Source organism: uncultured Arenimonas sp., from assembly GCF_963976025.1.
Classification (GTDB): domain Bacteria; phylum Pseudomonadota; class Gammaproteobacteria; order Xanthomonadales; family Xanthomonadaceae; genus Arenimonas.
In genome coordinates this window covers 1-10,799 of the sequence record NZ_CAXBJS010000090.1, presented here as the reverse complement: position 1 = coordinate 10,799, position 10,799 = coordinate 1, and the positions used below count along the sequence as shown (strand labels likewise).

Annotated in this window: 10 protein-coding genes; all 10 read left to right on the top strand. The window is 68.1% G+C overall.

Annotated features, from left to right (window positions below; all coding sequences use genetic code 11):
• The coding region (locus AACZ35_RS08570) for a PhoH family protein (protein WP_339828227.1) at window positions 1–937 on the top strand (937 nt) is incomplete at its 5' end.
• Complete coding sequence (ybeY, locus tag AACZ35_RS08565; RefSeq protein ID WP_339828225.1) at window positions 934–1,395, top strand: rRNA maturation RNase YbeY; 462 nt, start codon at window positions 934–936, stop codon at window positions 1,393–1,395. The genes AACZ35_RS08570 and ybeY, both read left to right, overlap by 4 nt.
• A gap of 49 nt (window positions 1,396–1,444) precedes the next feature.
• On the top strand, window positions 1,445–2,293 hold the full coding sequence (locus AACZ35_RS08560; protein ID WP_339828223.1) for a transporter associated domain-containing protein: 849 nt from the start codon (window positions 1,445–1,447) through the stop codon (window positions 2,291–2,293).
• A complete protein-coding gene (locus AACZ35_RS08555; protein WP_339828222.1) occupies window positions 2,280–3,479 on the top strand; it encodes a DUF4105 domain-containing protein in 1,200 nt (399 codons plus the stop codon). Before AACZ35_RS08560 ends, AACZ35_RS08555 begins: the two co-directional genes overlap by 14 nt.
• Entirely contained in the window at window positions 3,479–4,468 is a 990-nt protein-coding gene (gene corA / locus AACZ35_RS08550) for a magnesium/cobalt transporter CorA (RefSeq protein ID WP_339828221.1), read from the top strand. Before AACZ35_RS08555 ends, corA begins: the two co-directional genes overlap by 1 nt.
• Before the next feature lie 65 nt (window positions 4,469–4,533).
• Window positions 4,534–5,928 carry an oxygen-independent coproporphyrinogen III oxidase gene (hemN, locus tag AACZ35_RS08545; protein ID WP_339828220.1) on the top strand — a complete coding sequence of 465 codons (1,395 nt, stop codon included), beginning with the start codon at window positions 4,534–4,536 and terminating at the stop codon, window positions 5,926–5,928.
• A gap of 19 nt (window positions 5,929–5,947) precedes the next feature.
• Entirely contained in the window at window positions 5,948–6,697 is a 750-nt protein-coding gene (locus AACZ35_RS08540) for a helix-turn-helix domain-containing protein (protein WP_339828218.1), read from the top strand.
• Window positions 6,698–6,808: 111 nt separating this feature from the next.
• Window positions 6,809–9,088, top strand: a complete 2,280-nt coding sequence (locus tag AACZ35_RS08535; RefSeq protein WP_339828217.1) for a nitric-oxide reductase large subunit — start codon at window positions 6,809–6,811, stop codon at window positions 9,086–9,088.
• A 121-nt stretch (window positions 9,089–9,209) separates the two neighbouring features.
• Window positions 9,210–10,424, top strand: a complete 1,215-nt coding sequence (locus AACZ35_RS08530) for an NnrS family protein (protein WP_339828216.1) — start codon at window positions 9,210–9,212, stop codon at window positions 10,422–10,424.
• Between the two features lie 10 nt (window positions 10,425–10,434).
• Window positions 10,435–10,799: SirB2 family protein (locus tag AACZ35_RS08525; protein WP_339828215.1), on the top strand; the 365-nt coding region annotated here is incomplete at its 3' end.

The window sequence follows — 10,799 nt, the reverse complement described above, 5'->3', positions numbered from 1 at the left end:
GCCGCAGGACGTGGAGCGGCTGGCCAACCTGGCCGGGCCCTTCGACGAGCACTTGCGCCAGATCGAGCTGCGCATGGGCGTGGAGATCGCCAACCGCGGCCATATTTTCCGGGTCACAGGCGAAGGCAAACCCGTCGAAGCGACGGAGAAGCTGCTGCACGCGCTGTACGAAGAAACCGCGACCGAGACCCTCGACCCGCACAAGCTGCACCTGCGCATGGGCGAAGCCAGCCTCGATCACATCGACGACAGCTTCGCGCCGCAGGACGTGGCCATCCGGGTCAAGCGCGGCACCATCCGCGGGCGCGGCGACAACCAGCAGAAGTACCTGCACGCCATCGCCACCCACGACATCAACTTCGGCATCGGCCCGGCCGGCACCGGCAAGACCTTCCTGGCCGTGGCCATGGCGGTGGAAGCCCTGAACGAAAGCCGCGTGCAGCGCGTGCTGCTGGTGCGCCCGGCGGTCGAGGCCGGCGAAAAGCTCGGCTTCCTGCCCGGCGACCTCAGCCAGAAGGTCGACCCCTACCTGCGGCCGCTCTACGACGCGCTGTACGAGATGCTGGGCGTTGAAAAAGTGGCCAAGCTGCTCGAGCGCAACGTCATCGAAGTCGCGCCGCTGGCCTACATGCGCGGCCGGACGCTGAACGACGCCTTCATCATCCTCGACGAGGCCCAGAACACCACCATCGAACAGATGAAGATGTTCCTGACCCGCATAGGCTTCGGCAGCACCGCGGTGGTCACCGGCGACCTGAGCCAGATCGACCTGCCCAAGCACCAGAAGTCCGGCCTGCGCGACGGCATCGACGTGCTGCGCGGCGTGGACGGCATCAGCTTCACCTTCTTCACCGCCCGCGACGTGGTGCGCCACCCGCTGGTGGCGCGCATCGTCCGGGCTTACGATGCGCGGGACGGCAAGGAGTCGCAGGAATGAGCCGGACACCGCTGGACCTGGACGTAAGCGTCAGCTACGGGCTGCCCCGCAAGGGCCTGCCGGCCGCGGTCAGCTTCCGGCGCTGGGCCGAGGCCGCCGCCCGGGGCCGCATCCGCCGCGGCGACCTGGCCATCCGGGTGGTCGATACCAAGGAAGGGCGGGCGCTGAACCGCCACTACCGCGGCAAGGACTACGCCACCAACGTGCTCAGCTTCCCGGTCGACCTGCCCGAGGGCGTCGACCTGCCCCTGCTCGGGGACCTGGTCATCTGCGCCCCGGTGGTCGCCCGCGAGGCGAAGGAACAGGGCAAGCCCCTGGCCAGCCACTACGCCCACCTCACCGTGCACGGCGTGCTGCACCTGCTGGGCCTGGACCACGACGACGAGCGTGAAGCCGAGGCCATGGAGCTGCTGGAGCGCGAGATCCTGGCCGGCCTGGGCATCCCCGACCCCTATTGAAGCCGGTTAAACTCGACCTCCCGCCCCCTTGGCGCCCCTGAACCCAGAAATGTCCGAAGATTCCCCTAGTAGCCCGCCGGAACGCCGCTCGTGGCTTGAACGCCTGAGCCAGGCCTTTTCCGGCGAACCCGAGACCCGCGAGGACCTGCTCGAGATCCTGCGCGAGGCCCAGGCCAACGGCCTGCTCGAGGCCGACACCCTGAAGATGCTCGAAGGCGCCCTGTCGGTGTCCGAACAGCAGGTCGGCGACATCATGGTGCCGCGTTCGCAGATGGTATCCCTGCCCATCGACGCGAAATTCCTGGACCTGATGAACCTGGTGGTCGAGTCCGGCCACTCCCGCTTCCCCGTGCACGGCGAAGATCGCGACGAAATCCTGGGCATCCTGCTGGCCAAGGACCTGCTGCGCGGCATGGTCAGCGACGGCGGTCCCGGCAGCGTGCGCGAACTGCTGCGTCCGGCCGTGCTCATCCCCGAATCCAAGCGCCTGAACGTGCTGCTCAAGGAATTCCGGCTCTCGCGCAACCACATGGCCATCGTCGTGGACGAACACGGCGGCGTAGCCGGCCTGGTCACCATCGAGGACGTGCTCGAGCAGATCGTCGGCGAGATCGACGACGAACACGACGACGCCGACGAAACCAAGCTCATCGCCGCCCAGGCCGACGGCCAGTACCTGGTGGATGCGCTGACCCCGATCGAAGACTTCAACGAACGTTTCGGGGCCGATTTCCCGGAAGACGAATACGACACCATCGGCGGCCTGGTCACCGCGGCCATCGGCCACCTGCCCGAAGCCGGCGAGGACCTGGGCCTGGGCCGCTTCCACTTCCGCGTCGGCCGCGCCGACCAGCGCCGGGTGCACACTTTCATCGTCAGCGTGCATGGCGAGGACTGAGGGCCGGCGCCACGCCGCCTGGTGGCTGCTGTGCCTGCTGGCCTGGCTGCTGCCGGGCCTGGCCATGGCCGCGCCGCGCATCGGCGTGCTGACCATGGAGCCGGGCGAGATCTTCTGGGAACGTTTCGGCCACAACGCCATCGTCGTCGATGACCCGGCCGCGGCCCGGCCGCTGTCGTACAACTTCGGCTTCTTCGACCTGGATGAACCCGGCTTCCACTGGAATTTCATCCGTGGCCGCATGGAATACCGGCTCGAAGTGCTGCCCGCCGCCAGCGACCTGGCCTATTACGAACGCACCGGCCGCGGCGCGGTGATCCAGTGGCTCGACCTCACGCCCGAAGAAGCCCGGGCCATGGCCGCGCGCCTGGCCGTGAACGCGCTGCCCGAAAACGCCCGCTACACCTACGATTATTACGACGCCAACTGCTCCACGCGCGTTCGCGACGCCATCGATGAAACCCTGGGCGGCCAGCTTCGCGCCCAGCTCAGCGGGCGTTCGCAGGGCAATACCTTCCGCAGCGAATCGGTGCGCCTGGCCGCGCCGGCGCCCTGGATGGCGCTGGGTTTCCACGTCGGCCTGTCCGGCTACGGCGACCGGCCGCTGTCGCGCTGGGACGAATCCTTCATCCCGATGCGCCTGCGCGACGCCCTGCGCGAAGTAAAACGCACCGACGGCCGCCCGCTCGTGCTGGCCGAAGAACGGCTGCTGCCGCACCGGCTGGTGCCGCCGCCGGCGGAGGCGCCGCGGCTGCGCACCCAGGCCTTCCTGGCCGGGCTGGCGCTGGCGCTGGCGGTGCTGGTCGCCGGCAAGCGCGCGCCACGTGCCCTCGCCGCCGGCGCCCTGGCCTTCTGGCTGCTGGCCGGCGTGGCGGGCCTGGTGATGGCCTTCATCTGGTTCGGCACCTCGCACGTGGCCGGGCATGGCAATGAAAACCTGCTGCTGCTCAGCCCGCTGTGCCTGGGCCTGCTGCCCGGCGCCTGGGCCAGGCTGCGCGGGCGCGTCCCGTCGAACCGGTTCCGCATCCTGCTCTGGGTGGTCGCGGGCAGCGCCGCGGTGGCGGGCTTCCTGAAGTTCCTGCCCTTCCTGCCCCAGGAAAACGTCGAATGGGTGCTGTTGCTGCTGCCGCTGCACTGGGCGCTGCTGCGTACCATGGACCCCAAACCCACGGGCGGAGACGAATAATGGACGCACCCGCTTCGGCCACCATCGTCAATTGCGTGCGCTACGCCAGCGACGGCGCCCGCAGCGACATCTCCCTCGACGCCATCAGCGACGTGCTGGCCGTGGACGACGGCAGCTTCGTCTGGGTCGGGCTGTACGAGCCCGCGCCGGCGCTGCTGGACAAGCTGCAGGAAGAATTCGGCCTGCACGACCTGGCCATCGAGGACGCCCAGCACGCCCACCAGCGGCCCAAGATCGAGGCCTACGGCAACACGCTGTTCATCGCCGTGCACACCGCCCAGGCCCAGGGTGGCAAGGTCAGCTTCGGCGAGACCCACCTGTTCATCGGTCCGCGCTTCCTGGTGACGGTGCGGCACGGCTCCTCGTTGTCCTACAACGGCGTGCGCAACCGGGTCGAACGCGAGCCCGAGCTGCTGGCCCTGGGGCCGTCCTACGGTCTGTATGCGGTGCTCGACTTCATCGTCGACAACTACCTGCCGATCGTCGACGAGTTCCGCGACCAGCTCAACGCGCTGGAAAAGGACATTTTCGCCGAAAGTTTCAGCCGCGAAACCGTGCGCAAGCTCTACGACCTCAAGCGCCGGGTCACCACCCTGCGCCTGGCCGTGGCGCCCATGCAGGACATCACCGGCCAGCTGACCCGCGTGCACACGCAGCTGGTGGGCGAAGAAATGCGCCTGTACTTCCGCGACGTCTACGACCACACCCTGCGCGTCAACGACGCCACCGACACCCTGCGCGAGATGCTGACCGCCGCGATGTCGGTGAACCTGGCCCTGGTCACCGTGTCCCAGGGCGAGGTGGTCAAGCGCCTGGCCGGCTGGGCGGCGCTGCTGGCGGGGCCGACCCTGGTGGCCAGCTGGTACGGCATGAACTTCCCGCACATGCCCGAGTTCGCCACCCGCCTGGGCTACCCGCTGGTGGTGGGCGTCACCCTGACGGTGGTGGTCGGCCTGTTCATCATGCTGCGCCGGGCAAAGTGGATCTGAGCCGACGCCGCGCAGCTTGACGGAGGTCAAGGCATATCCCGCCTCCGGCCGGCACGATGCCTGCCATGGCTGCCATCCCCCCCTTCGACGCCGACCTGCTTCGCCGCTACGACCGGCCCGGTCCGCGCTACACGTCCTACCCGACCGCCCCGCAGTTCAAGCCGGGCTTCGGGGAGACCGACTTCGCCCGCGCCGCGCGCCTGAGCAACGACGACCCGATCCCGCGCCGGCTGTCGCTGTATGCGCACGTGCCGTTCTGCTTCAGCCCGTGTTTCTACTGCGGCTGCAATCGCATCATCACCCGCGACAAGGCGCGCGCCGGCACCTACCTCTCGCGCCTGGTGCGCGAGGTGGCGATGCTGGGCCCGCTGTTCGACCGCGACCGCGAGGTGCTGCAGGTGCACCTGGGCGGCGGCACCCCGAACTTCTTCACCGCCAGCCAGATCGGTGAACTGCTCGAGAGCCTCAACACCCACTTCCGCTTCAGCCAGTCGCCCACCCGCGACTTCTCGATCGAGCTCGACCCGCGTTTCGTCGACAAGGGCGACATCGAGGCCCTGGCCTTCATGGGCTTCAACCGCGCCAGCCTGGGCGTGCAGGACTTCGACCCGGCCGTGCAGGCCGCGGTGAACCGCCTGCAGTCGGTGGAAGAAACCCAGGCCGTCATCGACGCCTGCCGCCAGCACGGCTTCCGCTCGGTCAACGTGGACCTTATCTACGGCCTGCCGCTGCAGACCCGGGCCGGCTTCGGCAAGACCCTGGACACCGTCATCGCGACCCGCCCCGACCGCCTGGCCGTGTACAGCTACGCGCACATGCCGCAGCTGTTCCGGGCCCAGAAGCAGATTGAGGACTCCCAGCTGCCCAGCCCGGAAGACAAGCTGGGCCTGCTGCAGCTGGCGATCGAAAAGCTCTCGGCCGCCGGCTACCGCTATATCGGCATGGACCACTTCGCCCTGCCCGGGGACGACCTTTCGGTCGCCCAGGAACGCGGCAGCCTGCACCGCAACTTCATGGGCTACACCACCCACGCCGACTGCGACCTGATCGGCATGGGCGTGAGCGCCATCAGCCACGTGGGCGACACCTACAGCCAGAATCCGCGCGACCTGGCCAGCTGGGAAATCGCCATCGACAACGGCCACCTGCCGACCTGGCGCGGCATGGAGCTCGACGCCGACGACGTGCTGCGGGCCGACCTGATCCAGCAGCTGATGTGCCAGGGGGAAGTGGACATCCCGGCGCTGGAAGAGCGCCACGAAATCGACTTCGCCCGCTATTTCGCCGCGGAGCTGGACCGCGTGGAGGCCCTGAAGGCCGACGGCCTGGTGGAAACCTCCCCGACCCGGATCACGGCCACCTCGCGCGGGCGGCTGCTGCTGCGTATCATCGCGGCATGTTTCGACCGCTACCTGCACCAGCCCCAGGCCGAGCCGGCCCGGTTCTCCAAGGCCATCTGACCGCGCCGGGGAGCGCCGCGTGAGCCCGACGGCCCGCCGGCCCCGGCACAATCCGATCGCCGACGACGGCGACCAGCTGCATTTCTGCAGCACTTGCGCGTTTTCCGACGCCTGCCTGTCGCAGGGTTACAACAAGTCGGACCTGATGGACCTGCACGTGCTGGTCGAACACGTCGGCCCGTTCCACGAAGGCGAGCACATCTTCCGGGAAGGCGACGAGTTCAATGCCATCGCGGCGGTGCGCGCGGGCACGGTGAAGACCTACGTGCTCGACGCCGCCGGCCACGAGCAGGTGCTGGGTTTCCACCTGCCGGGCGAGATCATCGGCCTGAACGCAATCAGCGAGGCGCGCTACCCCTGCAACGCGGTGGCGCTGGACACGGTGATGCTGTGCCGGTTCTCGTTCCCGAAGATGGCGCTGCTGGCGACGCGCATGCCGGGGCTGCAGGCGCAGCTGTTCCGGCTGCTCAGCCAGGACATCGGCAAGGCGGCGCTGCTGGCGGGCGACTATACGGCCGACCAGCGCATGGCGGCCTTCCTGGTGGCGCTGTCGCGGCGCTTTGCTCAGCGCGGTTTTTCGGCCACGCGCCTGCACCTGACGATGACCCGCACCGACATCGCCAACTACCTGCGCCTTGCGCCGGAAACGGTCAGCCGGGTGCTGCGGCGCCTGCAGGAAGACGGGATGGTCAAGGTCGATCGCCGCGAACTCGAGATCCTCGACGCCGGCCGCCTCGAAACCCTCGCCCTGGCCGTCCTGCGCAACTAGCCTGCTCCAGTTGGGAACGCCTTCAGGCGCGACTCTTCTGCGCTTGACCTGGGTCAGTGACCGGGGGGCGCCCGAACCGGACCATGGCGGCATCCTGTCAGGAGAGCCGTCATGAGCAGCACCAAGAAACTGTGGTTGGGCCTTGCCGCCCTGCTGGTGGTTTCGTTTTCCGCCCTGCTGTGGGTGGGCAGCGAGATCCACCGCGTCATGCCACCCATCCCGGAACAGGTGGTCACCACCTCCGGCCAGGTGGTCTTCACCAAGGAAGACATCCAGACCGGCCGCGTCGTCTGGCAGTCCATCGGTGGCCAGCAGTTGGGTTCGATCTGGGGCCACGGCGGTTATGTCGCCCCCGACTGGACCGCCGACTGGCTGCACCGCGAGGCCGTCGAGATTCTCGACCGCTGGGCCCGCGCGCAATATTCCGCCCCCGGCTACGACGCCCTGGGCAAGCCCGAGCAGGCCGCCTTGCAGTCGCGCCTGCAGGACATGATGCGCACCAACACCTTCGACGAAGCCAAGGGCACCATCGTCATCGACGATGACCGCCTGGCGGCCATCCACAACGTGTCCGCGCATTACCAGAGCCTGTTCAGCAACGACCCGGCCACCAAATCCCTGCGCGAAGCGTATGCGATGAAGGAGTCCACCGTCGCCGACGCCGAACACCGCCGCCAGATGACCGCCTTCTACTGGTGGACCTCCTGGACCGCGGTCACCCAGCGCCCGGGCAAGGAAATCAGCTACACCAACAACTGGCCCTACGACCCGCTGGTGGGCAACGAGCCGCCGTCGAACCTGCTCATGTGGACCGTGTTCAGCGTGCTGTTCCTGATCGCCGGCATCGCCCTGCTGGGCTGGCACTACGCCGTCAACCACGAACGCGACGAGGATCCGAAGCTGCCGCTGACCGACCCGCTGGCGGACGTGAAGGTGACGCCGTCGATGAAGGCCACCGCCAAGTATTTCTGGCTCGTGGTCGCACTGTTCCTGGCGCAGATCCTGCTGGGCGCGATGACCGCGCACTACCAGGTCGAAGGCCAGGACTTCTACGGTTTCGCGCTGTCCGAGATCCTGCCCTACTCGCTTACCCGCACCTGGCACACGCAGCTGGCGGTGCTCTGGATCGCCACCGCCTGGCTGGGCATGGGCCTGTACATCGGACCGGCGATTTCCGGGCATGAACCCAAGTACCAGGCGCTGGGCGTCAACGTGCTCTGGGTCTGCCTGATCATCATCGTGGTCGGTTCCTTCGCGGGCCAGTGGTTCGCGGTGATGCAGAAGCTGGGGCTGGCCAACAACTTCTGGTTCGGCCACCAGGGCTGGGAATACGTGGACCTGGGCCGCTTCTGGCAGTGGTTCCTGTTCCTGGGCCTGGGCATCTGGCTCACGCTGGTCGGCCGCTGCCTGGTGCCGGCCATCCGCATGGGCGGTGAGTCCAAGTCCATCACCACCCTGTTGTTCCTCTCCACCGTCGCGATCGGTCTGTTCTACGGCGCCGGCCTGCTGTGGGGCGAACACACCCACCTGTCGATGGTCGAATACTGGCGCTGGTGGGTGGTGCACCTGTGGGTCGAAGGCTTCTTCGAAGTGTTCGCCACGGCCGTCATCGCCTTCCTGTTCACCAAGCTGGGCCTGATCAAGACCACGACGGCGACGGTGGCCGTGCTCTTCGCGACCATCGTGTTCATGGCCGGCGGCGTGCTCGGTACCCTGCACCACCTGTACTTCACCGGCACGCCGACCGCGGTGATCGCGCTTGGTGCGTCCTTCTCGGCGCTGGAAGTGGTTCCGCTGGCCTACGTCGGCTTCGAGGCTTACCACACCTTCAAGCTGGGCAAGGCGACGCCGTGGATGCAGCGCTACAAGTGGCCGATCCTGTTCTTCACCGCGGTGGCGTTCTGGAACCTGGTGGGCGCCGGCCTGTTCGGCTTCCTGATCAACCCGCCGCTGCCGCTGTACTACATGCAGGGCCTGAACCTGACCCCGCTGCATGGCCACACCGCGCTGTTCGGCGTGTACGGCATGCTGGGCATCGGCCTGATGCTGTTCTGCCTGCGCGGCATGAAGCCGCAGGCGATCTGGCCGGAGGCGCCGCTGCGCACCGCGTTCTGGTCGCTCAACATCGGCCTGTCGGGCATGGCGCTGTTCACCCTGCTGCCGCTGGGCATCCTGCAGGTCAACGCCGCGATGAACAACGGCTACTGGTTCGCCCGCTCGGCCGAGTTCATGCAACAGCCGATCGTGGACATGCTGGTGTGGATGCGCGTGCCGGGCGATACGCTCTTCAGCGTCGGCGCCCTGGCCCTGGCCTGGTTCGTGCTGCGGCTGTGGATCGCCCCGAAATCGGCCCCGGTGCCGGTGGACGGAGCGACCGAGTCGGCGCGCTGACAACACGTCTCTCCGATGCGTGATGTTCGGGGCCACTTCGGTGGCCCCTTTTTTTCGGCCATCGCCAATGCGAATGACTTGCGTCAAGGCGTCGGCCTCGCGGGCACCCCACCATTCCCCCATGGCTGACACAACGACCCAGAACCCGTTCCCGCTGGCCGCAATCGCCGCCGCGCCGCACCGCCTGCTGTTTTTCATCGGCGCGGCCAACGTGCTGGCGGCCATGGCCTGGTGGACCGGCTGGCTGGGCGGGCGGCTGCCCACGCCGACGGTGCCGGCGGGCTGGATGCACGCCTTCATCATGCAGTACCAGGTGCTGCCGACCTTCATCTTCGGCTTCCTGCTGACGGTGTTCCCGCGCTGGATGGCGCAGACCGACGCCAGCCGCTGGCACTACCTGCCGGTGGGCCTGGGGCTGGTGCTGGGCCAGGTGCTCACCCTGGCTGGCCTGCTGGCGGGCTCGGCGCTGCTGCTGCACATCGGCGTGGTCAATACCCTGGCCGGCTGGATCGCCGCCATGGCGGTGCTCGCCGGCTGGCTGCTGCGCGACCGCAGCGGCAACTGGCACGCGGTGTCCTGCTTCGCCGGCCTGCTGATGGGCCTGGCCGGCCTGCTTTGTTTCGTCGCCTACCTGCACATGCCGCAGGAACCGCGCCTGGCCTTCGCGATGCTCAAGATCGGCACTTTCGGGCTGCTGGTGCCGATCTATTCGACGGTGGCGCACCGCATGTTCCCGTTCTTCGCCGGCAACGTGGTGGCGGGCTACCGGCCCTGGCGGCCGATGTGGCTGCTGGCCGCCAGCTGGCCGCTGTGGCTGGGCCACCTGGCGCTGGAGCTGGCGCATCTGTACCAGTGGCTGTGGCTGGTGGACCTGCCGCTGCTGGCGATCACCGGCCTGGCGCTGTGGCGCTGGTGGCCGCGCGGCAAGGCGCCACCGCTGCTGCGCGTGCTGTTCATCGGCTACGCCTGGCTGCCGGTCGCGCTGGCCCTGTACGCCACGCAGAGCCTGTGGTTCCTGGGCACCGGCGAATTCACCCTGGGCCGCGGGCCGGTGCACGCCGTGTCCATCGGCTTCTTCGGCAGCCTGCTGGTGGCGATGGTGACGCGGGTCACCCAGGGCCATTCGGGCCGGCCGCTGGTGCTGGGCAAGGTGCCGGCGCTGGCCTTCATCGGCATGCAGGCCGTGGCGGTGATGCGCGTCGGCTCGGAATTGGCCGCCAATCCGGCGCCCTGGTTCCTGGCCGCAAGCATCGGCTGGGTGCTGGTGTTCCTGCCCTGGGTGCTGCGTTCGCTTTGGATCTATGCCACCCCGCGCACCGATGGCCGCCCGGGCTGAGGACCTTTCGATGATCGAGTTCTACTTCCAGATAAAAATGGTGCACATCGCCGCGGTGCTGGCCAGCGTCGGCCTGTTCGCGGTGCGCGGCGCCCTAGTGCTGGGCGGCGTGAAGTGGGCGATGGCGGCGCCGCTGCGCTACCTCAGCTACACCATCGACACCGTGCTGCTGACGGCCGCGTTGATGCTCCTGACCGCGCTCAAGCTCAACCCCTTCGTGGTGCCCTGGCTGTCGGTGAAGCTGGCGCTGCTGGTGGTGTACGTCGTGCTGGGCAGCCTGGCCCTGAAGCGCGCGCGCAGCCGGCGCTCCCGGGCGGTCTTCTACGTTGCCGCACTGGCGACTTTCGCCTTCATGTATTTCGTGGCCCGTGCCCC

What these genes read in the sequence shown, in the direction of transcription:
- hemN (WP_339828220.1), top strand. Translation starts at nt 4,534, where the DNA reads ATGGCTGCCATCCCCCCCTTCGACGCCGACCTGCTTCGCCGCTACGAC.
- AACZ35_RS08535 (WP_339828217.1), top strand. Translation starts at nt 6,809, where the DNA reads ATGAGCAGCACCAAGAAACTGTGGTTGGGCCTTGCCGCCCTGCTGGTG.
- AACZ35_RS08555 (WP_339828222.1), top strand. Translation starts at nt 2,280, where the DNA reads ATGGCGAGGACTGAGGGCCGGCGCCACGCCGCCTGGTGGCTGCTGTGC.
- AACZ35_RS08560 (WP_339828223.1), top strand. Translation starts at nt 1,445, where the DNA reads ATGTCCGAAGATTCCCCTAGTAGCCCGCCGGAACGCCGCTCGTGGCTT.
- corA (WP_339828221.1), top strand. Translation starts at nt 3,479, where the DNA reads ATGGACGCACCCGCTTCGGCCACCATCGTCAATTGCGTGCGCTACGCC.
- ybeY (WP_339828225.1), top strand. Translation starts at nt 934, where the DNA reads ATGAGCCGGACACCGCTGGACCTGGACGTAAGCGTCAGCTACGGGCTG.
- AACZ35_RS08530 (WP_339828216.1), top strand. Translation starts at nt 9,210, where the DNA reads ATGGCTGACACAACGACCCAGAACCCGTTCCCGCTGGCCGCAATCGCC.